The 23,060-nt window shown below is 66.8% G+C and carries 26 protein-coding genes; 8 read left to right on the forward strand and 18 right to left on the reverse strand.

Translation table 11 applies throughout. The features are described 5' to 3' along the window. Positions 1–43: 43 nt before the first annotated feature. The gene (locus V6F88_RS18415; protein WP_332611277.1) at positions 44–1,075 is read left to right on the forward strand and encodes a Bug family tripartite tricarboxylate transporter substrate binding protein; all 1,032 of its coding nucleotides are present in this window, start codon (positions 44–46) and stop codon (positions 1,073–1,075) included. Here the strand turns inward: V6F88_RS18415 and V6F88_RS18420 are convergent. After that, positions 1,072–1,821: a 2OG-Fe(II) oxygenase gene (locus V6F88_RS18420; protein WP_332611278.1), complete on the reverse strand. Its 750-nt coding sequence runs from the start codon at positions 1,819–1,821 to the stop codon at positions 1,072–1,074. The two genes, V6F88_RS18415 and V6F88_RS18420, sit on opposite strands and share 4 nt — an antisense overlap. 120 nt (positions 1,822–1,941) lie before the next feature. On the opposite strand from V6F88_RS18420, the gene V6F88_RS18425 reads away from it, so the two are divergent. Continuing rightward, positions 1,942–2,634 (forward strand): HAD family hydrolase, encoded by a 693-nt coding sequence (locus tag V6F88_RS18425; protein WP_332611280.1) that lies wholly within the window; start codon positions 1,942–1,944, stop codon positions 2,632–2,634. A 30-nt stretch (positions 2,635–2,664) separates the two neighbouring features. Here the strand turns inward: V6F88_RS18425 and V6F88_RS18430 are convergent, their stop codons facing one another. Further along, a complete protein-coding gene (locus V6F88_RS18430; protein WP_332611281.1) occupies positions 2,665–3,447 on the reverse strand; it encodes an SDR family oxidoreductase in 783 nt (260 codons plus the stop codon). A 151-nt stretch (positions 3,448–3,598) separates the two neighbouring features. On the opposite strand from V6F88_RS18430, the gene V6F88_RS18435 reads away from it, so the two are divergent. Continuing rightward, positions 3,599–4,135 carry an MgtC/SapB family protein gene (locus V6F88_RS18435; RefSeq protein WP_332611283.1) on the forward strand — a complete coding sequence of 179 codons (537 nt, stop codon included), beginning with the start codon at positions 3,599–3,601 and terminating at the stop codon, positions 4,133–4,135. A 10-nt stretch (positions 4,136–4,145) separates the two neighbouring features. Here V6F88_RS18435 and V6F88_RS18440 read toward each other — a convergent pair whose 3' ends face one another. From V6F88_RS18440 to V6F88_RS18475, 8 genes are all read right to left on the reverse strand, one after another. Next, positions 4,146–4,892: an SDR family oxidoreductase gene (locus tag V6F88_RS18440; RefSeq protein WP_332611284.1), complete on the reverse strand. Its 747-nt coding sequence runs from the start codon at positions 4,890–4,892 to the stop codon at positions 4,146–4,148. A gap of 43 nt (positions 4,893–4,935) precedes the next feature. Further along, entirely contained in the window at positions 4,936–5,319 is a 384-nt protein-coding gene (locus V6F88_RS18445; RefSeq protein WP_332611286.1) for a cupin domain-containing protein, read from the reverse strand. 146 nt (positions 5,320–5,465) lie between these two features. Next, positions 5,466–6,275 carry an AraC family transcriptional regulator gene (locus V6F88_RS18450; RefSeq protein WP_332611287.1) on the reverse strand — a complete coding sequence of 270 codons (810 nt, stop codon included), beginning with the start codon at positions 6,273–6,275 and terminating at the stop codon, positions 5,466–5,468. Between the two features lie 54 nt (positions 6,276–6,329). After that, positions 6,330–6,716 carry a VOC family protein gene (locus tag V6F88_RS18455; RefSeq protein WP_104142264.1) on the reverse strand — a complete coding sequence of 129 codons (387 nt, stop codon included), beginning with the start codon at positions 6,714–6,716 and terminating at the stop codon, positions 6,330–6,332. Positions 6,717–6,778: 62 nt separating this feature from the next. Beyond that, positions 6,779–7,831, reverse strand: coding sequence for a formylglycine-generating enzyme family protein (locus tag V6F88_RS18460; RefSeq protein ID WP_332611290.1), 1,053 nt, complete (start codon positions 7,829–7,831; stop codon positions 6,779–6,781). A 231-nt stretch (positions 7,832–8,062) separates the two neighbouring features. Continuing rightward, the gene (gene alkB, locus V6F88_RS18465) at positions 8,063–8,716 is read right to left on the reverse strand and encodes a DNA oxidative demethylase AlkB (protein WP_332611292.1); all 654 of its coding nucleotides are present in this window, start codon (positions 8,714–8,716) and stop codon (positions 8,063–8,065) included. A gap of 131 nt (positions 8,717–8,847) precedes the next feature. Continuing rightward, on the reverse strand, positions 8,848–9,558 hold the full coding sequence (locus V6F88_RS18470; protein ID WP_332611293.1) for a 2OG-Fe(II) oxygenase: 711 nt from the start codon (positions 9,556–9,558) through the stop codon (positions 8,848–8,850). Positions 9,559–9,847: 289 nt separating this feature from the next. Then, complete coding sequence (locus V6F88_RS18475; protein WP_442880339.1) at positions 9,848–11,368, reverse strand: phospholipase D family protein; 1,521 nt, start codon at positions 11,366–11,368, stop codon at positions 9,848–9,850. 97 nt (positions 11,369–11,465) lie between these two features. Here V6F88_RS18475 and V6F88_RS18480 point away from each other — a divergent pair, with 97 nt between their 5' ends. Both V6F88_RS18480 and V6F88_RS18485 read left to right on the forward strand, forming a co-directional pair. After that, entirely contained in the window at positions 11,466–12,035 is a 570-nt protein-coding gene (locus V6F88_RS18480) for a helix-turn-helix domain-containing protein (protein WP_332611296.1), read from the forward strand. A 52-nt stretch (positions 12,036–12,087) separates the two neighbouring features. Then, entirely contained in the window at positions 12,088–12,630 is a 543-nt protein-coding gene (locus V6F88_RS18485; protein WP_442880354.1) for a GNAT family N-acetyltransferase, read from the forward strand. Positions 12,631–12,936: 306 nt separating this feature from the next. Here V6F88_RS18485 and V6F88_RS18490 read toward each other — a convergent pair whose 3' ends face one another. Further along, entirely contained in the window at positions 12,937–13,269 is a 333-nt protein-coding gene (locus tag V6F88_RS18490) for a hypothetical protein (RefSeq protein WP_006221349.1), read from the reverse strand. A 395-nt stretch (positions 13,270–13,664) separates the two neighbouring features. On the opposite strand from V6F88_RS18490, the gene V6F88_RS18495 reads away from it, so the two are divergent. Continuing rightward, a complete protein-coding gene (locus V6F88_RS18495) occupies positions 13,665–14,486 on the forward strand; it encodes an SDR family oxidoreductase (RefSeq protein ID WP_332611297.1) in 822 nt (273 codons plus the stop codon). 55 nt (positions 14,487–14,541) lie between these two features. On the opposite strand, the gene V6F88_RS18500 is transcribed toward V6F88_RS18495, so the two are convergent. Beyond that, complete coding sequence (locus V6F88_RS18500; RefSeq protein ID WP_332611298.1) at positions 14,542–15,312, reverse strand: sulfite exporter TauE/SafE family protein; 771 nt, start codon at positions 15,310–15,312, stop codon at positions 14,542–14,544. A gap of 456 nt (positions 15,313–15,768) precedes the next feature. Here V6F88_RS18500 and V6F88_RS18505 point away from each other — a divergent pair, with 456 nt between their 5' ends. Further along, entirely contained in the window at positions 15,769–16,680 is a 912-nt protein-coding gene (locus V6F88_RS18505; protein WP_332611299.1) for a LysR substrate-binding domain-containing protein, read from the forward strand. Here V6F88_RS18505 and V6F88_RS18510 read toward each other — a convergent pair. Continuing rightward, positions 16,652–18,055, reverse strand: coding sequence for an MATE family efflux transporter (locus tag V6F88_RS18510; protein WP_332611300.1), 1,404 nt, complete (start codon positions 18,053–18,055; stop codon positions 16,652–16,654). The genes V6F88_RS18505 and V6F88_RS18510 overlap by 29 nt on opposite strands. A 309-nt stretch (positions 18,056–18,364) precedes the next feature. On the opposite strand from V6F88_RS18510, the gene V6F88_RS18515 reads away from it, so the two are divergent. Next, on the forward strand, positions 18,365–18,901 hold the full coding sequence (locus V6F88_RS18515; RefSeq protein WP_332611301.1) for a MarR family winged helix-turn-helix transcriptional regulator: 537 nt from the start codon (positions 18,365–18,367) through the stop codon (positions 18,899–18,901). Here the strand turns inward: V6F88_RS18515 and V6F88_RS18520 are convergent. The 5 genes from V6F88_RS18520 to V6F88_RS18540 all read right to left on the reverse strand — a co-directional run bounded on the left by V6F88_RS18520 (position 18,888) and on the right by V6F88_RS18540 (position 22,973). Beyond that, a complete protein-coding gene (locus tag V6F88_RS18520) occupies positions 18,888–19,781 on the reverse strand; it encodes a DMT family transporter (RefSeq protein ID WP_332611302.1) in 894 nt (297 codons plus the stop codon). The two genes, V6F88_RS18515 and V6F88_RS18520, sit on opposite strands and share 14 nt — an antisense overlap. Before the next feature lie 117 nt (positions 19,782–19,898). Then, complete coding sequence (locus V6F88_RS18525) at positions 19,899–20,723, reverse strand: AraC family transcriptional regulator (protein ID WP_332611303.1); 825 nt, start codon at positions 20,721–20,723, stop codon at positions 19,899–19,901. Between the two features lie 69 nt (positions 20,724–20,792). Beyond that, entirely contained in the window at positions 20,793–21,287 is a 495-nt protein-coding gene (locus tag V6F88_RS18530; RefSeq protein WP_332611305.1) for a hypothetical protein, read from the reverse strand. Beyond that, a complete protein-coding gene (locus V6F88_RS18535) occupies positions 21,284–21,961 on the reverse strand; it encodes a hypothetical protein (protein WP_442880341.1) in 678 nt (225 codons plus the stop codon). The genes V6F88_RS18530 and V6F88_RS18535 overlap by 4 nt, the downstream gene beginning before the upstream one ends. A gap of 43 nt (positions 21,962–22,004) precedes the next feature. Then, positions 22,005–22,973 carry a LysR substrate-binding domain-containing protein gene (locus V6F88_RS18540; protein WP_332611307.1) on the reverse strand — a complete coding sequence of 323 codons (969 nt, stop codon included), beginning with the start codon at positions 22,971–22,973 and terminating at the stop codon, positions 22,005–22,007. Between the last annotated feature and the right edge of the window lie 87 nt (positions 22,974–23,060).

Raw genomic sequence — 23,060 nt, forward strand, 5'->3', positions numbered from 1 at the left:
GGCCGAATGCCCAGCAGGCTGAACGCCAAACAGGAGACTTGCCATGCCCCCCATCCGACAGCTTGCCGCCGCGACAGCGCGCGCTCTGCCTTTGCGTCTGACGCTCATGCTGCCCCTGGCCTTCGGGCTGGGCGCCGCCCTCATCCCCGCCGCCTCGGCCGTGGCGGCCGATACCGGCCGGCCCATCAGCCTGATCGTGCCGTTTGCCGCGGGGGGCGGAGTTGACGGCATGGGCCGCTTGCTGGCCGAGCGCCTGCGCAGCGAAATGCCGCAGGGCGTGGTGGTGGAAAACAAGCCCGGCGCCAGCGGCATGCTGGGCGCGCAAACGGTGGTGCGTTCGGCGCCGGACGGCACCACCTTGCTACTGGGGTCGGCGGGCGAAACCGCCATCAATCCGCTGGTGTTCAAAAGCAAGATGCAATATCAGCCGGAAAAGGATCTGGTGCCGATCGCGCTGATCGCGCGCGTGCCCAATGTGCTGGTGGCTAACCCCAAGCTGCCGGTCGGCAATGTAAAAGAGCTGGTGGCGTATGGCCGCGCGCATCCCGACAAACTCACGTACGCCACCAGCGGGGTGGGCAACCCGCAGCATTTGAACGGTGAGCTGCTGCAACAGCTGGCCGGGATCAAGATGGTGCACGTGCCGTACAAGGGCGCGTCGGCGCAATTGGTGGATGTGGCGGCGGGCAGCGTTGACCTGACGTTTGTCAGCCTGGCGGGCGCCTTGCCTTTCATCAAAAGCGGCAAGGTCAAGCCGTTGGCCGTCACGTCGGCCAAGCGCGCCTCGTTCGCGCCGGACATCCCGGCCGTGGCTGAAACGCCGTCGTTGAAGGACTATGCGTTGGAAAACTGGTTCGGCGTTTTCGTGGCGGCGGGCACCCCGCCGGACGTGCAGCAGAAGCTGGCCGCCGCCATTGATCGCAGCCTGCGCGACGAGAAATTCGTGGCCAGCATCCGCGACCTGGGCGGCGAGGTCCAGCCCATGAGCCAGGACGAATTCCGCGCCTTCATCAAGGCGCAGACGACGGTGTTCGCCAAGGTGGTGGCCGACGGCAATATCACGGCGGACAACTAGCACCCGTCGTGCAGCAGCAGCTCCAAGCCCACGCGTCGCCCCGACCGCACCCGGCCGATGGCGTGCCGGGCGGTTACGCGGTAGATGCCCTGCGCGCCTTGCACCGGCCGGTGCGACACCGCGATTACCGCCGCGTCGCCCAACGCCAGGGGCAGCACCATGGGGCGCGACTGCATGCGCGGGCGCTGCTCGGTCATGACGAATTCCCCGCCTGTGAAATCCACATCGGGCTCGGACAATAGCGCCACCAGTTGCAGCCCGAACACGGCTTGCCCGTTGTCGTGATGCATCAAGGCTTGATAGTCGCCTTCCCTCAGCGTGCGGATGGCGGACAGCGGGCGGGTCTGGCCGGCGTCGCGATTGCGCTGCGCCCAGGCCGCGAAGTCGTCGGGGTAAGCGTCGGGGGGGACGTTGGGCTCGACATCGGGCAGCTGCAAGGCGGCTTCCCACGCGCGCGCAATCGGCAGCAGATGCCGGTACAGCACCGGCCGCATGGCAGCCAGCGCGGGGGGCACTGTGGCGCCGCCCAGCCGACGCGCGGCGTCCGGCGCAAACAAGCCAGGCAACAGCGCCCAGCCTTGCGCGTCCAGGTCCCGGAATACCTGGCCCCAGTCCGTGTGGTCCAGGGGGCGGTGCAAGGCTTGCCGGCTATCAGGTCGGATGTCGGGCCGGGCGTCGGTGGAGCGTTCTGGTGGTGTCGGGTCGGGCATCGTGGCGTGGCGGGCGTTTTGTGCGTGGCTCAGCATAGGCTTGCGCGCCGGCCGGCGTCACTCCGAACTTTGCTATCGACGTTTGCTGCCGAAGTTTGCTTTGCAGACCATGCAGTATGCTTACCCGCTTCATGAACCGCCCCAATCCCGCCCGCAATGACTGATTTTCCCTTTGACGCCGTGTTGTTCGACTGTGACGGCGTGCTGGTCGATTCCGAACCCATCACCAGCCATGTGCTGACCCAGATGTTGAACGAGCTGGGCTGGGACATCACCCACGAAGAAGCCATGCAGATCTTCACCGGGAAGGCCGTCAAGGACGAGCTGCCGCTGATTGAAGCGCGCACCGGCGCCAAGCTGGGGCCGGAATGGTTCGACGATTTCCGCCAGCGCCGCAACGCCGCGCTGGACCGCGACCTGCTTGAAATTCCCGGCGCGCCCGACGCCGTGCGCGCCTTGCACCGCACGCTGGACGGCCGCATCGCCGTGGCGTCCGGCGCCGACCGCCGCAAGGTTGAGCTGCAACTGGTCAAGGTGGGCATTGCTGACTGCTTTGACGGACGCGTTTTCAGCGGCCACGAAATGCCGCGCAGCAAGCCGTTTCCCGACGTCTACCTGGCCGCCGCCCAGGCGCTGGGCGTAGACCCCAAGCGCTGCGCCATTGTGGAAGACACGGTCACCGGCGCCACCGCCGGCGTGGCCGCGGGCGCCACGGTGTTCGGCTACAGCCCCGACGCCAACGGCCACAGCGGCGCCGAGGCGCTACGCAATGTGGGCGTGGCCCACGTGTTCACCGACATGAACCAGCTGCCCGCGCTGCTGGCCGGCTGGCAGGCCGGGGCGCGCTGATCGGGCTTGCCGCGATCTTGCCCGCGCCGGCTATTTCCCGTAATTCGCGTATTGCTCGCCGCCGTCCAGGTCGATGACGGTCCCGCTCAGGTAGCCCGCGCGCGGTGATGCGCCGAAAACGATCATGTCGGCCACTTCGGCGGGCTCCATCAGCCGGTTGAACGGCAGATCCGACAGCGTTTCCTGCCATCGTTCCTGGTCGCCCCAACGGGCTTGCGCGCGTTGCCGCGCCAGGGTCAGCACGCGGTCGGTCCGCGTGCGCGACGGGTTCACGCCAAAGACCCGCACCCCGTGGCGTGGCGCTTCACCGCCCAACGCGCGGGTAAAGGCGATCAGCGACGCATTGGCCGCCGCGCCGCAGATGTAGTCGGCGCGCGGCGCGGCGCCCGCCATGCCGATGATGTTGGCGATGACGCCCGCGCCCGCTTCGCGCATGTGCGGGTAATAGCAGCGCGCCAGGCTGATGTAGCCATGCACCTTCAATTCCCAGCCCGCGCGCCAGCGTTCGTCCTGCACCTGATCCAGCGCGCCGCCGGGCACGGCGCCGGCGTTGTTCACCAGGATGTCGATGGGGCCGGTGTCTTGCGCCAGCCGTTCCGCCGCGCCGGGCTGTGCCAGGTCCAGCGTCACGGCCTGGGCCGCGCAGCCCGTGTGTTCGCGGATGGACGCGGTGGCCGCGTGCAGCGCGGCATCGTCGCGCGCCACCAAGATCGGGTCCGCGCCTTCGCGCGCGAACGCCACGGCGCACGCCAGCCCGATACCCTTCGATGCGCCCGTGATCAGCACGCGTTTTCCGGCCAGCTGCAAGTCCATGTCTGCCTCCTGTGAATTCGCGCCCGCACATGCGGCGCACGCCATCGTTGTAAACCAGTTGCGCGGTCCAAACCAGTAAGGAAACGCAGCATGGCGCGGGCACCGGCGTGCCTGCTATGCTGCTTCACCCTTGTCTTGCAGGAAGCGAAAGATGGCGCAGGTCTGGCTGGAAATCTGGTCTACGGTACGCAGCGAATTCGCGGATATTCCCGACGTCGGTGAAGCCACGCGCATTGTGCTGCGCCTGGGGATGGCGGTGTTCCTGGGCGGGCTGCTGGGCTATGAGCGCGAACGCAGCGGCAAGGCGGCCGGCCTGCGCACGCACATGCTGGTGGCGCTGGGCGCGGCAATCTTCGTGCTGGTGCCCTTGCAAGGCGGCATGGAAGTGGGCGACATCAGCCGGGTGCTGCAAGGCGTGATCGCCGGCATCGGCTTTCTGGGCGCGGGCGCCATCATCAAGCTCAGCGATGAACGCGAGATCCATGGGCTGACCACATCGGCCAGCATCTGGATGACGGCGGCCATTGGCGTGGCGGCGGGCATGGGGCGCGAGGCCACGGCGCTGGTCAGCACCTTGCTGGCGCTATTCGTCCTGGCCGTGCTGCGCCGCGTCGAGGCCCGTATCTCAGAGCGCAAGGAAAAAAACGGCCTGATCGCCACCGACGACAAGCCGGCGCGCAACGGCTGAACAACGGCGTTCAGTTGCCGCCGGACACGTCGATGAACGAGCCGCTGGTGTAGCCGGCTTCTTCGGAACACAGCCACATGACCGCGCCGGCCACTTCTTCCACCGAGCCGCCGCGCCGTAGCGGGATGACGCTTTTCAGGCGGTCGACTCGGCCGGGTTCGCCGCCGCTGGCGTGCATGTCGGTGTAGATGGTGCCCGGGCGCACGCCATTGACGCGGATGCCTTCGGGCGCCACTTCCTTGGACAGGCCGATGGTCATCGTGTCCAGCGCGCCCTTGGATGCCGCGTAGTCCACGTATTCATTGGGCGAGCCCAGGCGCGCGGCGGCCGACGACACGTTGACGATGGCGCCGCCCTGGCCGCCATGCCGCGTCGACATCCGGCGCACGGCTTCGCGCGCACACAGAAAAGCGCCGATGACGTTGGTGGACAGCACGCGCAGCAGGCGGTCGGCTTCCATTTCGTCCAGCCGCATCTGCGTTTCCAGAATGCCCGCATTGTTGACCAGCGCATCGATGCGGCCCAGGCGCTCGTCCAGCGTGCGGAACATATGCAGCACATCGTCCTCTTGCGACACGTCGGCCTGGATGGCCAGCGCGGTGCCGCCGTCTTGCTGGATGTCGGCCACCACGGCGTCGGCGGCGTCGGAATGGGTGCGGTAATTGATGCCCACCGCGTAACCCCGGCGCGCGGCCAGCTTGGCGATGGCGGCGCCGATACCCCGGCTGCCGCCGGTAACGAGTATGACTTTAGGCATGGTGTTCTCCTGGATGCGATTCACGGTAGCAGAACCGGAGCCGTCAGATCCAGACGTCGTTGGGCGCGCTGCGCGCGCCGCCCTGGTCGCCGGTATTGGGTACGCCACAGGGTTCCACCAGCATCAGGTGCGTTTCCTGGATGGCGCGGGGTTTGTGCTCCACGCCTTTGGGGATGACGGTCATGTCGCCCGGCCCCAGGTCGATGTGGCCCAGGTCGGTCTGCCCGTCGCGCAGGTCGATGCGCAGGCGGCCGCTGATCACGATAAAGGTTTCGTCGGTGTCGGCATGGCTGTGCCAGACGAATTCGCCTTGCACCTTGACCACCTTGAACTGGTAGTCGTTCATCTGCGCGATGACCTTGGGGCGCCAGTGTTCGTTGAACAGGGCCAGCTTGCCGGCAATGTTGATGGCGGAAATGGGGGGCATTTTGAAAGCCTGGATAAATGATGACCCCGCAAGCGTAGGGCGTGGGCCGGCTTGGCGTCTTGTACGTTCTTGCAGGTTTTGCAGGTGGGTGGGAGGGTTCCGGGGCCGTTGCCGGCTGTTGTAATTTTCTTTGGCCGCCGCGCGCACTAGCGGTGCAGCATGCGGCGCCAACGGTCGGGCGTCATGCCGTAGGTCTGCGCATGGCGGCGTGTCAGGTGGCTTTGGTCGGTAAAGCCGGCGCCGGCCGAGGCGTCGGCCAACGACGCACCGGCCGCGATCAGGCGGCGCGCCAAGTCCAGCCGGCGCAGCATGACATAGCGGTAGGGGCTGGTGCCGAACAGGGCCCGAAAATCGCGCGACAGGCTCCAGCGGTCTTTGCCCGCGGCCTGGGCCAGCGCGTCCAGCGTGATCGTGGTGTCCAGCGACGCGTGGATGTACTGGCGCGCGCGCTCGGTGGCGACGTAGTCGGCGCAGCGGCGGCCGCGCGGCCTGCCCGCGGCGGCGCACAGTGCATGCGCCAGGTCGTATAGCGCGTCGTCTTCCTGCAAGGGGTCAAGCGCCGCGTGCGTGTCTTGCAGCAGCGCGCCGCTGGCGGCGTACAGCCGGGCGTCGGCCGAGATGCCGCCCGGGATGAACGGCAAGGGCCGCCCGCCCAGAATCTGCTGGATCAGCGCGGGCTCGACATAAAGCATGCGGTAATGAAAGCCGGCCTCGGTGCCCGCCTGGCCGTCATGCGCTTCGTCGGGGTGCAGCACGATGGTGCCGCCGGGCAGGCTGTGCCGAACGGCGCGGCGGTAGTTAAAGCTCTGCACGCCCGCCAGCGTACGGCCGATGGCGTAGGTGTCGTGGCGGTGCATGTCGTAACCATGACCCCCGAAGTAGGCTTCGATGCGCTCCACGTGGCCGGTGTCGGCGGCGCGAAGGATCCAGTCCTGAGTCGGTGTGGCGCGGGTCATGGCGGCCTGCCTTGGGGTTAAGGCTGGGCTAGCGTAATGGCTAGGTCAGGGGGGTTACGCCTTCACCTGGACCAGTACGAACTCGTTGCCGTACAGGTCGATGAAGTGGGCGTAGACGGTGGTGTCGTCATGGACGGGCTCTTTGGTGAAGCGCACGCCGCGCGCGACAAAGCTGCCGTGGTCGCGCATGACGTCGTCGGTGTAGAACACGCCCACCGGCTGGCCCCCGGTCTGGTCGCCGACGCGGTCGCGTTGCGCCTGCGTCAGCGCTTGCAGCAGCCAGACACCCACCGCCGGTTGGGCGGGCAGGCGCAGGTGCACATAGCGCTGCTGGCCCACGGGCATATCTGCGAATACCTCCATGCCCAGCTTGTCTTGATAGAAGGAAATGGCGGTGTCGTAGTCGTTCACGAGAAGGACGAGACGGCCCAGCGAATGCATGTCAGGACTCTCTTTGAGGTTAAGCGTGCGGCTATGCTAACCCGCCCAGGCCCCTTTTTCCTTTAATCGGCCTCGCGCACCAAGCGCAGGCCGACCAGCGGGTAGCGCGTTTCCTGCGTATTCCAGTTGCGATAGGACGAACGCGTGTACAGCGCCCAGGTATGCCAGGACCCCCCCCGGCGCACCCGTACGTTGCCGCTGGCCGGGCCGGTGGGGTCGTCGGTGGGCGACTGCGCGTAATAGTCTTCGCCATACCAGTCCGACACCCATTCCCAGGCGTTGCCGTGCATGTCGTACAGGCCGAAGGCGTTGGGCGCGTAGCTGGCCACCGGCGCGGTAAAGGTGTTGCCGTCGTGGCGCGGGGTGGCAAATGCGTGCCATTTTGGCCACAGGGGCGCGGTGTCGGCGTCAAAACCGTTGCCCGCGTCGGCCATGCCAGCCGGGTCGTCGCCATTCTGATAGCGCGTGCGGGTGCCGGCGCGGCAGGCATATTCCCATTCGGCTTCGGTGGGCAGGCGGTAGACGTGGCCTTCCCGCTGGGTCAGCCAGCGCGCCAGGGCGGTGGCGTCGTTCCAGCTGATGTTCACAACCGGGTGGTCGTCGGTCTGCGCAAAGCCGGGGTTGCGCCAGGAATAGCGGCGGTCGCGCCCTTCGAAGGCGTCGCCGCGTTCGGATTTGTCAGGGTCATACGCGGCGTTGTAGCCATAGCCTCCCGTGCCGTCCGCCTCGGACTCGGGCACGTAACCGGACGCCTCGATAAAGCGCTTGAACTGGCCGACCGTGACCTCGGTGCGTTCCAGATAGAAGGGCCGGGTGATGCGCACCGTGTGCACCGGCGCCTCGTCAAACAGTTGGGTGAAACGGTCTTCAGGATATTGGGGGTAGTCGCGGGACAGCGTCTCGGCCGATTCGTCGCTGCCCATCTGGAACGTGCCGGCGGGTATGGCCACGAAGCTCATGTCCAGCGAATTGACCAGCAGCGCGGGCGGCTCGGCGGCCGGCGCGGGCAGAGACAGCGCCGCGCCGGCCAGGCACAGGCCGGCAAAGGGCAGGCGGGGTGATAGCAGGCGGGGTGATAGCAGGCGGGCAAGTAGCGGGCGAAGGCGGGTACGCATGATTGTCGGCGGCATAAGCGCAAGGGGCGCAATAGGGCGGGGGCGAAGTGCGCCCGACGCGGGCGCGGGCAGGGGTGCGAAAGTGTAGGGCGGCCATTCGTGCACGGCCAGACGCGGTCAACCCTAGTGTCGGCCCCCGATGTCAGTCTCCATGTCAGGCTTGATGTCAGACCCCGATTTCAGCCCCCGATTTCAGCCTCCTATTGCAGCCTCGTATTGCAGGCTCCTATGTCAGCCTGCCTTGCGCAGCGTGAAGTTGATGCGTTGGCTGCCCAGCCGGGGATGCGGCGCTTCCTTCATCGGCATCACGCCGTGATGGCGCAGGCGGTCCACGCCGCCCCAGACCACCACGTCGCCATGAAACAAGGGCACGCGCGCCGCTTTGTCGGCGCGGTCGTCGCCACCGAACAGGAACAGCGCGGGCATGCCCAGCGACACCGACACGATCGGCGCGTCGAAATCGCGTTCGTTCTTGTCCTGGTGCAAGGACAAGCGAGACCCCGGTTCGTAGCGGTTAACCAGGCAGGCGTCCGGCGTGAAACCGGGAAAGCCGGCTTCCCGGGCGGCGGCTTGTGCCAGTCGCAGAAAGGCGGCGGGCAGCGCCGGCCAGGGCTGGCCGGACAGCGGATCGATGCGCGTGTAGCGGTACCCGTGCGCATCCGTCGTCCACCCCCATTCGCCGCAATTGGTCAGCGCCACCGACATGGTGTAGCCGCCCGGCGTGCGCATGTGACGAAAGGGCGATTGCGCGGTCACGGTGTCCACGCCTTGCAGCAGCGCGTCGGTGTCCGCCAGCGCGAAGCCGCGCAGCACAAAGGACTGTGGGCCGATCTGGTCACGGCCGTGCTGCGCAATGTCTTCGTCGTCGAACAGGTTCAGGGTCATGGCGGGGACTAATGTGTGGCGGCCCATTGTGCGGCGGCCCATTGTGTGGCGGCCCATCGTGCGGCGGCCTATTGTGCGCGGAGCCTATTTTGCAGGGAGCCTATTTTGCGGGGGGCCGTTCGGCGGGCAGCCTATTGCGCGTCATGAAAGATCACGCCCAGCGTGTGGCGCCGGCCTGTGTGCAGCGCACTGACGCCGTGCCGCATCGCCGTCTTGCGCCAGCCGCGCGCGCCTGGCACGGGGCGCAGGTTAACGGTGAAGATCAGCGCATCGCCCTGTTGCAACGGCAGCACGTCGACGCGTTGTTCGCGGCTGCTGGTTTCCTGCATGACAAATTCTCCGCCGGTGAAGTCATGGCCGGGACGCGACAGCAAGATGGCCACTTGCAGGGGGAACACGTGTTCGCCATACAAGTCCTGATGCAGGCAGTTGTAGTCGCCCGGGCCGTATCGCAGGATCAACGGCGTGGGGCGGCACTGGCCGGCGTCGTGGCAACGTTGCAAGAAGGCGGCGTGCTCGTTCGGGTATTGCACTGAAATGCCCAGCTGCCGGTTCCAGCGGTTGGCAATGGGGGCCAGCCGCGGATACAGCGCCGTGCGCAGGTCATGCAGCAAGGGCGGCAATGGGTAGGAAAAATACTTGTATTCGCCGCGCCCGAAGCCATGCCGCGCCATCACAATGCGGCTGCGGTAATGATCGGGCTCGTCGTACCCGCCTGCGAATTCGTCGCATTGCGCGGGCGTCAACAGGCGGGGGACGATGGCGTTGCCGTGCGCGTCCAATGATTGCGTGATGGCGGTCCAGTCAAAATCGGGCAACGCGGGGCGGGGCGGGGCATCCATGGCGATCGGCAAGTGCGATGAAACAAAACGGTGAATCTACGTCCGGCAGGGGTCGCGCCGAACTCCGCTTGTTGCGATGGCGATAAGCTCGGCAAATGGAACATTACGAACGTTATAGCAGCGCGTCTCAAGACGTACCACTGCCGCGTGCCACGGCAGCGGGCCGGCGGCGGCGGGCAAAGGCGGCGGGCAAAGGCAGCGGGCAAAGGCGGCGGGCAAAGGCAGCGGGCTAAGGCAGCGGGGCAAAGGCCGGGGGCTACAGCCACGGATCGCCGCCGCAAGCCACCCGTCACAGTAGCGATTCCAGCGGCAGCAGGGAAACGAACCATACCGAGAACCGCTTCCACGCCGACGTGCCGGGCTCGGTATCGTGGCGCACCGTCTTGCCATCGCGCTGTTCTTCCCAGATCAGGTTGCCCTGCTCGTCCAGGCATACACGGTAGGCCAGCTTGGGAACCTCTTGCTGGAAGGCGTTGGCGATGCCGGTCGCGAGCGTGGGGCTGTCGATGACAAAGCCCAGCTCGGTGTTCAAGGTGGCGGATCGCGGATCGAAGTTGAACGATCCGACGAACACGCGCCGGCCATCCACGGCAAAGGTCTTGGCATGCAAGCTGGAACCCGAACTGCCAAAGGGTCCCATGCTTTTGTTGCGATCCGCGCCGCGCGCCTGCCGCTTCATCTCGAACAGTTCCACACCACTGGCCAGCAAGTCCTTGCGGCGCCTGGCATAGCCGGAATGCACCACCGCCACGTCGGTGGCTTCCAGCGCGTTGGTCAGCACCTGGACCTTGACCCCGCTTTGCGCCAGCTTTCCAAATGCCTCGGTGCCACGGGCGGTGGGCACAAAATAGGGCGACACCAAATACAGATCCTGCGTGGGCGCGCCGATGATTTCGTGCAGCTGATGCGGCAGCATGGCCTCGGGTGGCGCGGTGCCCAGCGTCTTGCGCGGGTCGTCGCTGACCATGCGCGTATCGGCCCATTCCAGCGTCAGCTCGCCGGCCAGCAGCTGCCGGATGAAAGGCAGCCGCTTCATGGCGCGCGCGTATGCCGCCGCCTCGGGCGAGCCCTCGACTTTGGCTGCCTGCTCTTCCAGCGCGTCCAGTTCGCCCGGGCCGGCCGGTTTCAGTATCCGGTCAACCGGGTAAGCCGAATCGCTGCTCCAGTAGCGGTCAAAATCCGTGGACACATCGTTCACGGCCGCGCCGATCGCCAACACGTCCAGGTCTGTGAACAGCACGCCGCTGGTGGCGGCAAAGTACTCGTCGCCGATGTTGCGCCCGCCGATGATGGTGGCCTGGTTGTCGGCGGTGAAAGACTTGTTGTGCATGCGCCGGTTCAGGCGGCTGAAATCCGTGACGTAGCCCAGTGGCTTGGGCCACCGCAACACAAACGGGTTGTACAGCCGCACCTCGATCATGGGGTGGGCATCCAGCGCGGCCAGCACTTTGTCCAGCCCTGCCGTGCCGTTGTCGTCCAGCAGCAGGCGCACGCGCACGCCCCGGTCGGCGGCGGCGTGCAGCGCTTCCAGCAACATGGTGCCCGTCATGTCGTTGTGCCAGATGTAGTACTGCACATCCAGGCTGCGCTCGGCGGCGCGGGCCAGCATCATCCGGGCGGCAAAAGCGTCATGCGCATCGCCCAAGGGGTGGATGCCCGACTTGCCAGGGTGCGCGGCGGCCAGCGGCGTGATGCCACGGCCCAGCGCGGTTGCCGCCGCGTCGTCGGGCGTCAGCGCCTGTGATTCGTGGCGCTTGTCCAGCGGGGGCAGGCTGCAACCACCCAGAAACGAAAGGCAAAGGAGGGACATGAGTAGGGTTCTGGCCAAAAGCATGCCGTATTGTGCCGAAAATTCTTTTCCCGCCAGATTCTTGTGCGATTTCCGCATCTGAGATAAATTCCCAGATATGGAAAACGCGATCAACGACTTGGATCTGGACCGCCGCATCGCCCACCGGCTGCGCGCGCTAAGGCAGGAACGCGGCTGGTCGCTGGACGAGCTTGCCGGTCTGGCGGGCGTCAGCCGCGCCACATTGTCCCGCCTGGAAAACGCCGAGGTCAGCCCCACGGCCTCGGTGTTGGGCAAGCTGTGCGCCGCGCACGGCATGACCATGTCGCGCCTGATGATGATGGTGGAAGACGACTTCGCGCCCCTCGTCCCACAAAGCGCTCAAGCCGTGTGGGTAGACGACAGCGCGGGCTTTCGCCGGCGCTCGGTGTCCCCGCCCGCGCAGCAACTGGCCGGCGAAGTGCTGGCCTGCGAACTGGCGCCCGGCGCCCGCATTGCCTACGACCAATCGCCCCGGCCTGGCCTGGAGCATCACCTGTTGATGCTTGAGGGCGAACTGGCCATCACCGTGGACGGGCAAACGTACGCGTTGGCGCCGGGCGACTGCCTGCGCTACCAGCTGTTCGGCGCCAGCCTGTTCGTGACCCCGCCGCAACGCGGCGCCCGCTACCTGTTGTTCATCGTCTGAGCCCGCCATGAAGTCCATGACACCCATGACACCCATGACATCCATGACACCCATGACACTACACCGCGCCAATACCGACGTAACCCTGTTGACGGCTGAGGCCGCCCGCGCCTGCCTGAACGAGCTGGGCAACGTGCTGCATGCCTGTGTGCAAGGCGGCGCCAGCGTCAGCTTCGTCCTGCCGTATTCCCCCGACGACGCACAGGCATTCTGGCGCAACAAGGTGCTGCCGGCGGTAGAAGCCGGCCGTCTGTCGCTGTGGGTGGCACGCCAGAACGGCCGTATCGCCGGGTCGGTGCAACTGGACACCGACACCCCGCCCAACCAACCCCATCGCGCCGAGATCCGCAAACTGCTGGTCCACCCCGACTTCCGCCGCCGCGGTATCGCCCGCGACCTGATGCGTACCGCCGAAGCCCATGCCATCCACCTGGGCCGCACCTTGCTCACCCTGGACACCCGCAGCGGCGACAGCGCCGAACCGCTATACGCATCGTTGGGCTACGTCACGGTAGGCCAGATCCCCGGCTTCAGCCGCGACCCACACGATCCGGGCAAGCTGGACGCGACAACGATCATGTACAAGCGGGTTTGACAGGGTCGACAAAGCCGCAGAGCTCGTCGATCTCTTTGGGAAACGAGGTGTACGGCACGTTGTATTCGATGAACTCGGCGAGGCTGTCTGGGAACCCTATCAAGACCAACCAGAGGATTTTTGCGGGCGCCCACAATGGCGCCCACCGCTTCCCTTTTGGGCTGGCAAGGTCGCTGCGGTACCTGACAGCCCAATCGCGGTAGACACGCAAGAAGGTCCACAATAAAAACGGGCCAGATTTGACCCGGTCGAGTCAAATCTGGCCCGCTAGCCTGGCCGCTTACCGCAGGCAGGGACGTTATGCCATCAAGCGAGCGGCTTGATACCCACGCTGTACGGGGGCGCGTTGCCGCGGGCGGGGGCCTTGATCTTCAGCATCGAGCCGCCGGGGGTGAACTCGAATTCCTGAAACGGCACTTCAAACCACTGGTGAAAGCTGGTGCGCGAGAACTCGGGCACCCAGACCTTGGGGCGCTTGGCGTCGCAATGGAATTCAACCAGCGTGCGGTCGATGCCCAGGGGGCGCGTGTTGCCGATGCGGTAGCTGACGCGCAGCTCGGCGCTTTCGGTCGAGCCGGGGCGCCAGGTCAGGCCGATGGATTCCATGAATTGTTCAATCGCCTGAATACCGCGATGCATAGTTGACTCCGAATGCTGGCGGGCGACGCGCGCCCACAAAAATCCGCCGCATGCAGCGGCGGGAAACACCCGAATTATCCGACATTCCGCGTCGGGGTGCCCAGACGGGGCCATCCCAGGGCCATCGCGGGCGCGGCAAGCCGGGCGCGGCGGGGGAAGGGCGACACCACAGGGCGCAACCCCGTCCGGCGCAGTCGTACGGGCCATCAACGTAGAAATAGGCAGGTTTCACGCAAGAACAAGCCTGTACGCAGAGGCGCTCGATTTCTAACATTCTTTCCAGGCTCAGCGGCGGTGCTTTTTACGGAAAGCGCGGCGAACAGAGCCGGCCGCCAGGCATCTTGCCGGGCGCCGCAAGCACGCAAGCAAGCACGCAAGCAAGGGAAGAAAATCGCATGAACTCCGAAAAAATCTGGCTGGTGACGGGCGCATCCACGGGCTTGGGCCTGGTGTTGGTGAAGATGCTGCTGGCCCAAGGTCACAAGGTGGCGGCGACGTCGCGCGATGGCGATGCGTTGTTGGATGCGGTCGGGGCCAAGCTTGAGGGCCAGTTCCTGCCGTTGACGGTGGACCTGGCCAACGATCGCAATGTGCGCCGCGCGGTGGACGCGACGGTGGCCGCGTTTGGCCGTGTTGATGTGGTGGTGAACAACGCGCGGGCTGCCTGCCCGGGATCGCTTGCCGAGCTCTCCGACGCGCAGGTGCGAGCCGCGTTCGACATCAACGTCTTCGGCACGCTGAACGTGATACGCGCCGTGTTGCCGCGCATGCGGGCGCAGGCGGGTGGCCACATCATCAACGTGTCGTCGATCCTGGGCTTTGATGGTGGGCATGCCGAATGGGGGGCATACAGCGCGGCGAAGTTCGCCGTATGTGGCCTGACCGAAGCGCTGGCCGCCGAGGCGGCCGCGTGGGGCGTGCGCGTGTCGCTGGTGTACCCGGGCGCGATGCGGGCGGGTTCGCCGCAAGACGGCGGCGGTTCGCCGGAACGCGCCGCGCGCGGGGCGCACGCGCAAGATGGCGGCGACGTGGCCAAGGCCGCGCAGGCGCTGATCCAGGCGGCCCACGCGCAATACGCGCCGCTACACCTGTTTCTGGGCCGCGACGCCTTCGATCAGGCGCGCGGCAAGATCCAGTCAGTGCAGCAGGAATTGGCGCGATGGCGCGAAATGTCGGTGTCCATCGGCTTTGTCGACGAACGGCGTCTGGCCGCATGAGGGCCGCGGCTGAAAAGCGGGCTTGATTGCCCGTGCCTGCCCGTTCGCGTACCCGTCATCCCGCCCAGCCGCGCGCAACCTGCCAGGCGCCCAGCAGGGCAAGGCTGATCATGAAGCACAGCTTGAACATCCGAGCCGACAGCTTGTTGCGCAGCCATTGCCCCAGCGCCATTCCCGCCAGCGCGGGCAACAGCATCATCACTGACGACCCGGCCGCCTGGGGGCTGTAGCCGCCGTTGATCCACAGGCCCAGCGCCAGCGCCACGGTGGACACCGTGAACGAGATTCCCATGGCCTGGATCAGCCCGTCCTTGCCCAGGTTCAATGCTTGCAGGAACGGCACGGCGGGGATGACGAACACACCGGTGGCGGCGGTGATGACGCCGGTAACCGCGCCGACCAGCGCGCCCAGCGCGTGCTCGTGGCGGCGTGGCACGCTGGGGGGCGAGCCGAACAGGCCCCACGCCGCATAGGCGATCAGCGCCAGTCCCAGGGCGACGCCGGCCCACTGCCCGCTGGGCGCGCCCAGCCACAGCGCGCCGGCCACCGTGCCCACGCAGATGCCGGCCTGCATGGCGCCAACGCGGCGCAAGGTGTGCGGCAGTGTGGACCAGGGGCGCGCTTGCCAGAGATTGGTGACCAGCGAGGGCACGATCAACAAGGCGGCCGCCTGCGCCGGCGCCATCACCAACGCCAGCATCGCCATCGAAATCGTGGGCAAGCCCAGGCCCACCACGCCCTTCACCACGCCCGCCAGCACGAACACCGCGATGACGGCGGCCAGCATCGCCGGGGTGCCTCCGGGCACCAGGTCGGCGGGGGTCATGGCGTTGCTCCATTGCCGTCCAGCCTATGGCTGGCCCTGACGCGCGGGGTCGGATCGGCCAGAAAGAAACGCGCGCGCAGGGGCGCTTGATCGAGGCGGTTGATAGGCGCAAAAGTCATGGTGCGACGGTCAGCATGGGGATAAGGGCCGAGTAAAGGTGGCATAAAGGAAACGTCGGAGCAGTGTCGGGGCGGGGTCAGGGCAGCGTGAGTGGGGCGGCTTGAAAGGGGCGGCTTGAAAGGGGCAGCTTGAAAGGGGCAGCTTGAAAGGGGCAGCTTGAAAGGGCCAGCTTGAAAGGGCGAGCTTGAAAGGGCGAGCTTGAAAGGGCGAGCTTAAGGGCAGCGTAATGGGGATATAAGGACTTTGATTCTGCGCCGCGACGCACCGCTACGCGATCGGGAAATCGCGTAGCTTGCCTATGGTCACGCCATAGCCAGCGCGTGCTACGCTGCCCGGATGCGATTTGACCTGACCGACCTTCGTCTATTCCTCAACGTGTACGAAACCGGCTCCATTACCGCCGGCGCGCAGCGTACGCATATGACGCTGGCATCGGCCAGCGAACGCATTCGTGGCATGGAAAATACGCTGGGCGTCGCCCTGTTGCTGCGCGTGCATCGCGGGGTCGAGTCCACGCCCGCCGGGCGCACGCTGGCGCATCACGCCCGTCTCGTGCTGGGGCAAATCGATTGCATGCGCGGTGAACTGGACCACTACGGCCAGGGCCTGAAAGGGCACGTGCGCATGCTGTGCAACACCACGGCGCTTACGGAACACCTGCCGCCAGTGCTGGGCGATTTTCTGCGCGACCATCCGCGTGTGTCGGTAGACCTGCAAGAGCGCACCAGCGTGGAAATTGCCGATGCGCTGCGCGCGGGCGCCTGCGACATCGGCGTGCTGGCCGATTCGGCTGACTTGCACGGCCTGCACACGCGCGTCTTTCGCCATGATCCGCTGACCCTGGTGGTGCCGCGCGGGCATGCACTGGCGGGTCGGCGATCGGTCGCGCTGGCCGAGGCGGCTGACGAGGATTTCGTGGGGCTGATTGAAGGCAGCGCACTGCAAGAACACCTGGCGCATCATGCGCGCCGTGGCGGCAAGATGCTGTCATACCGCGTGCGCCTGCGCGGCTTTGATGACGTGTGCAAAATGGTGGGGCAGGGCGTGGGCGTTGCGATTGTGCCGCGTGCCGCGGCCGTGCGCCTGGGCAGGGCGGCCGGCGTGCAGCGCGTAGCGCTGACTGACGATTGGGCCACGCGCGATCTGGTGCTGTGCGTGCGCGACGCGCTGCCGGCTTACGCGGATGCGCTGGTGGCCTGCGCGTTGCGCGACGCGCCCGTCAAGACCCCGGCAGCGGCCTGGCCTTAGACAGATGGCCGCGCTGAAACCACGAGCCGGACGCGATTGCGACCAGGATGATCAGCCCGTACAGGCACATTGCCACGGCCGCCACCAGGAAGAAAACCATCAGTGATCCGGTCAGGTGCAGGGCGATGCCGCCCGCGCCCACGGCGGTGACCAGGCGCAGGCAGCCGGCCAATAGCGGCCACTTCAAACGGCCCGCGCCCTGCGAGGCGAAGTACATCGAAAACCCCAAGGCAAAGAATCCATACACCGGCCCGACCGTTTGCAGGTAAAGGGCGCCGGCTTGCAGCATGTGGTCCTCGGCGCCGAACAATCGCAGCCAGGCTTCCGGAAAAAACGCTGCTGCCAGGCCGATGGATTCGGCCAGCACGAAGGCCATCGCGCCGCCGGTCAAGGCGATGCGCACGGCGCGCTCGGGCTGGCCCGCGCCGATGTTGGACGCCACCATCGCCACCATGGGCGCGCCCAGCCCGAACGCGATGGGCATCAACAGGTATTCCAGCCGCACGGCAATGCCGTAGCCGGCCACCGCCGCCGTGCCGGCATAGGCGCCAACCAACGCGGCAATCAGCGCTACCTGGGCGTTTGTCAGCAACGGGTTCAGCGTGGCCAGCGCGCCCACGTTAAGAATGCTGCGCATCAGGGACAGGTGCAGTCGGCTGAGGACCAGCCGCGCCGGGTTGCGGCCGCTGGCGCAGTAGAGGCCCAGGATCAGCGCGCCCACGCCGTAGTAGATGACCAGCGCCCAGCCGCCGCCGGCCACGCCCAGCGCGGGAAACGGCCCCCAACCGAAGATCAGGCAGGGCGACAAGGGCACCAGCAACAGCGCCCCGCCGCAGATCACCGCGCCGGGCACCAGCATGTTGCCGGTGCCGCGTATGACGCTGGCGAAGGCGTTCATCAACCACATCAGGATGATGCCGCCGAAGATGACGTTGGAATACGCCAGCGCCGCGTCCAGCGCGTCGCCCTGCGCGCCCAGTGCGCGATACAGTTGCGGGCCGAAGACCAACAGCAGTACACAGAACAGCAGGCCCAGCAGCGCATTGAGCACAACGGCGTGCAGCACCAACTGGTTGGCCTCTTCCTGGCGCCCTGCGCCCAGCGCGCGCGCCACGGCGGCCGAGATGCCGCCGCCCATCGCGCCTTGCGACATATTGCCCATCAGGAACAGCACCGGCACGACCAGCGCCACGCCCGCCAGCACCGATGTGCCCAGCCGCGCCAGGAACCAGGTTTCGATCAAGCCGGTGGCGGACTGGGCCGACATCATCAGGATATTCGGCCAGGCCAGGCGGGCCAGCGTGGGGGCAATGGGCGCATGAAGCATCGCCTGCAAGCGCGCGTTGGCAGGGCGTGGCGGGGGAGTCGCTGACATGGTTGGCGGCCGGAAGGGGGGCGATGGCTAGGGCGGAGTAGGGGGCGAAAGGGGCGAAAGGGGGCGCTGCAAAGGCACGACGGAGGACACGGTAAAAGGCACTACGAAAGACACGGCAAAGGCACTACGAAAGACACGCCAAAGGCGCTACGAAGACACGGCAAAGGCGCTGCCTCGGCGTGTCACGAGGTGGGATAAAATTTACGTGCATATGCCAATATCTGTCAACAATGCGCTGGACGCCGGCCGTTCCCGGCAGTAGCGTATTGAGCTTGCCCGATCCACTTTGCCTGCCCGTTTGCCACGCACATGTCCGACGCTGAACCCGCCACGTCCGGCCCAACCCCCGGCCCGACCTCCGGCCCGACCCCCGGCGCTGCCCCGGGCCAGACCTCCGGCCCGATCCCCGACCCGCTCGTCTGCAACGGCGCCGCCTTGCGCAAGGCGACCCGGCGCGTCTCGCAGTTGTATGACACGGTGCTGGCGCCGTGCGGCTTGAAGGTGTCGCAGCATTCCATCCTGGTGCATATCGCCCGTGCCGGCACGCCGTCCATGACGGACCTGGCCCGCGCGCTGGTGCTGGACCGGTCCGCGCTGGCGCACAACCTGAAACCGCTGGAGCGCGACGGCTATGTGGAAACATCGCGCGACGAGCGCGACGGCCGCAGCCGCCGGGTCGCGCTGACCGATGCGGGCCGCGCCAAACTGGCCGAATCCAAACGCTTGTGGAAGGACGCGCAGCGCCGTTTTGAAGCGGCCTACGGCACCGAACGCGCGGCGGCATTGCGGCATGCCCTGGCCGATATTTTTTCCGAGGATTTTGCCCTGGCCTTCAGCCGCGGCTAGGACGCGCGGCCGCCGCCTGCCACAGCACGCCGGCCAGCACGCAGCCCATGCCCAACGCTTGCGCCGCCGTCACCGTTTCGCCCAACACCATGGCCGCCAGCAACACGGCGCTTGTCGGCGCCAACGCGGTGAACAGCGCCGCTTCCGCGCCCCGTACGCGCGCCGCGCCCGCATACCAAAGCAGAAAGCCGCCCACCGTGGGCACTAGCGCGTAGTAGCCCACCGCCATCAGCGCGCTGCTTGAAAAGGGGAGCGACCACGGGGCTTCGGCCACGCTGGCCAGCGCCGAAAACGCCAGTCCAAACCCGGTCATCACCGTCGACAGCGCCAGCGGTGGCACGGGCACGCGCAAGCGTTTGTTCAGCAGGATGAACAGCCCTTCGCACACCACCGCGCCCAGAATCAAGGCGTTGCCGGTCCATGACGTGGGCGTGTCGGCGTCACCACCGCCACGCGCCATCAGCGCAACGCCCGCGGCGGCCACGGCGATTGCGCCCAACGTTGCCTTACCGGGCCGTTCGCCCAGCAGCAGCATCGCGATACCGGCGGACACCAGCGGCAGCGTGCCCAGGATGATGCCGCCGTCCACCGCCGACGCGTGTTGCAGACCGGCGATCAGCAGTGTCGTGTAGCCCACGCTGCCCGCGATGGCTTGCGCGGCCAGCAGCAACCAGTCGCGCCCGCCAAGGCGCGGCACGCGGGCGCCGGTGGCTGCCATCAACACCGCAAAGCACGGCAACGCCAGGGCAAAGCGCAAGGCGGTGGCGGTAAAAGGCGGCATGCCGGCGCCGATGATCTTGCTGGCCACGACCGTGCTGCCCACCAGCACCATTGCCGCCGCCAGAAACCCATAGCCTTGGAACCTGTTCCTTGCATTCATTGCGCAGTCCTTGCTGAAGAAAACCGCAGCATGGGGCGAAAGCAAGGGCGAGGTCTTGAATGAAATTGCAGGGCGGTATCGGGCAGCGGCCGCCCTTGAAGAAACTTCCCCGCCGCCTCAGGCGGCGCGGGCCGCTGATGCGTAATGGCCGGGCGACACGCCGTAGGCGCGCGCAAACAGCCGCGTCATGTGGCTTTGATCCGCAAAGCCGCTGGCGGCGGCGGCGTCGGCCAGCGCCATGCCGCGCCGGATCAGCTGCCGCGCCAACAGCAGCCGACGTTGTATCTGATAGGCGTGCGGCGTCATGCCGGTGGCGCGCGTAAAGGCGCGCAACGCTTGATAACGGCTGAGGCCGCTGGTGGCGGCAAGGTCGGCCAGGGACAGCACGGCGGCCGGCGCGTCATCGATCAAGGCTTGCGCATGGCGGATGGAAGCGGGAACGCCCACGCGCGCGTCGGCCGATAAAACGGGCGCGCCGTCCCCTTGCGCCTGCACCAGGATGCGCAGCAGCAACGCGTCGCTAGCCAGCGGGGCAGGGTTGCCGATTGCGTGCGCGTACAGGCGCAACACGTCATGGGCCAGCGTGGGCTGGTCGAGCGCCGGGTGTACGAATTCGTATGCGGCGGCCGTGCTGCCGCCTTCGGCAAGGTGGCCGGCCGCGTCCATCACCACGTGCGGATCCAGGTACACCATCTGCCAGGCGCGCGGCGCGCCTCCGATGGGCGCGCCGTCGTGCACTTCGCCGGGGTTGACCGTAATGACGTGGCCCGGCCCGGCCGTGACCTGGCCCCGGCCGCTGTGGGACACCTGCGCGCCCTGGCGCATCACGCCGATACCGAACTGATCATGCGTATGCCGCGCGAACGCATGGAGGCTGCGCGCGGCAACGGCCTGCACGCCGGCAAGCACGCTGCGCTGCATCTGGAATTGGCCGGAAGGCATGGTCGGATAGGGTGGGTTGGGCGCGTGGCGGTGGCCCAGTATCGCTTGCCGATCCCGGCGCGATCAAGCCTATTGCAAGCCGTTCCAGCGCGCCACCGACGGCTCGGCCGCCGCCCATTTCCACTGGCCGTTTTGCTGGCGGCAGATCAGGCTTGTGTAGGCGGGGGCAGGCGCGTCTTCCTGTTCTACCGTGAACAGCACCTCGCGGCAGCGGGTCAGTGGCGTGTCGATATCGCGCACGACCTGGATCCCGCCGTTTTCGTTACCCACGGGCAGCGCATGCCGGATCTGCCAGTGGCGGATCTGGCCGATCGGCAGGTCGCCCGCCGCGTTGGCCATCACGTTCTGTTGGTCGTTCTTCCATTCGCGCAGCACGTATTTCACCGTAGCGTCCACGGCGGCCTGCACGGTCACGCCGATGGCGTAGCCCGCGACCGGGTTGGCCGTGGCCGCGCCGCTGACGGTGCCGACCACGGCACCCGTGGCCCCGCCGATCGACGAGCTTTGGCAGCCCGACAAGAGGGCGCCGGCAGCCAGCGCCAATACACAAACACGCGGGATCACTGCAACGACCCCCAACGCGCCGTGGCCGGCTCGGCGCTGGCCCAGCGCCACTGCGCGCCGTCGCGGCAAATGGTGGTGACGTAGAACTCGCGCGTGGGTACGTCTTCGGCCTTGTTGTTGGCCTTGGTGGCGGTTTTGTCGGCGGATTTGTTGGCGGACTTGTCGGCAGGCGTGTCGATGGAAAACACGACTTCCTTGCATTGCAGCCCCACGCCGCCGATCAAGCGGCTGACGGCTACCTGCCCCTGCGCGTCGCTTTCGATGGGGATCTGGTGTTTGACGCGCCACGGGCCCACGGCGCCCACGTCCAGCGCGCCGGCGGCCGTGGCGATGGCGTCCTGCTCTTCGCCGCGCGTCTTGCGCTGCGCGTAGGCCAGGGCCGCTTTCGCGCCGGCCTGTACGCCCAGGCCGATGCCGGTGGCCACGGTGGCGTTGTCGGTGACTTTGTTGGCGATGGCCGTGCCCGCGATACCGGCTGCCGCGCCGGTGCCTTCGTTAAGCATCGAATTGCAGCCGGACAGCGCGGCGGTTGCGGCAAGGCCGATCAAGGCAAGGGCGAATGCGCGGCGCGGCGCGTCTGAGTGCGGGGTGGGGAACAAGCGGCGGCCTCCTGCATGATTCTTGGCGCCGCAAGTATAGGATCGGGGTGGCCGCGCACGGCCCAACGTTTGCATTGGTTGACAATTTTGTCGACAAGCGCCCGTGTCAACGCCCGGCTCAATTCCCCGGCCGCGCGCCCTTGGTATAGACCTCGCGCAGCTTCGAGGCGAACAGTGCGTCCACGTTGCGCCGCAGACCGTCGGCCCGTGTGAACAGCGAGATCGGCGGCAGCGTCCAGTCAAACGAATACGGCACGATGGCCGCGCCCGCGATCCGTACCAGTTCGTCGGCGATGTCGGCCGGCAGGATCGACACGGCGCGGTCGCTGGCGACAATCATTTCGCCGATCAGCTTGGACGAATCGCTTTGCACCGACGGCGGCGGCGGCGCCACCCCGGCACGCAGGAAAATCTGCGCCACCTGTTCCCGGATGGGGCTGCCTGGCGTGCCCAAAATCCAGTCCAGGTCGGCCAGCCGCTCCCATTCCAGCCGCGACCGCCCCAGCCGCGCCGCCAGGCGCCGGCTGGCGATCAGGCGGGGCTGCTGGTGGTACAGCACTTCAAAATCGATATTGCTCAGGTCGACCGATGGCGTGGCCCAGCCCACCACCACATCCAGCGTGTGGTCGCGCAGTTGTCGTAGCAGGGCGGGGCCCTGGCCTTCGTGGATGGTTGCGGTGATGCGCCGGCCTTGCGGCAAGGTGCGGCCAATGGCCGCCGACAGCATCTGGCCGGACACAAACGGAATGACGCCGATGTGCAGATGGGCGGCATGGCCCGCCGCCACCGCCTCCATTTCCTGCACCAGATGGCCCAGGTCGTGAACCAGCCCGCGCGCCCGCGCCAGCACCACGGCGCCCAGCGGCGTGGGTGTCATGCCGCGTACCGAACGGTCGAACAGCGGCACGTCGAACATGCTTTCCAGTTCAGCCAGCGCGTTCGTCACGGCGGGCTGGCTGGTGGCCATGTGTTCGGCCACGCGCGTCAGCGATCCGTGCTGCTCGATCTGTAACAGCAGCATCAGGTGCCGCATCTTCAGCCGCGAGGTCAGTTTCCGGATTACCGCATCCGGGTCAAAGGCCGTCATAGACACGTCATAAGGTAAAGGTAATGGGACGATATTAAATCCGAATCAACACCTTATGTCTGCGCGCCTAGAATTTTTCCCATATTC

Source organism: Achromobacter sp. ESBL13 (assembly GCF_036668755.1).
Taxonomy (GTDB): Bacteria; Pseudomonadota; Gammaproteobacteria; order Burkholderiales; family Burkholderiaceae_B; genus Achromobacter.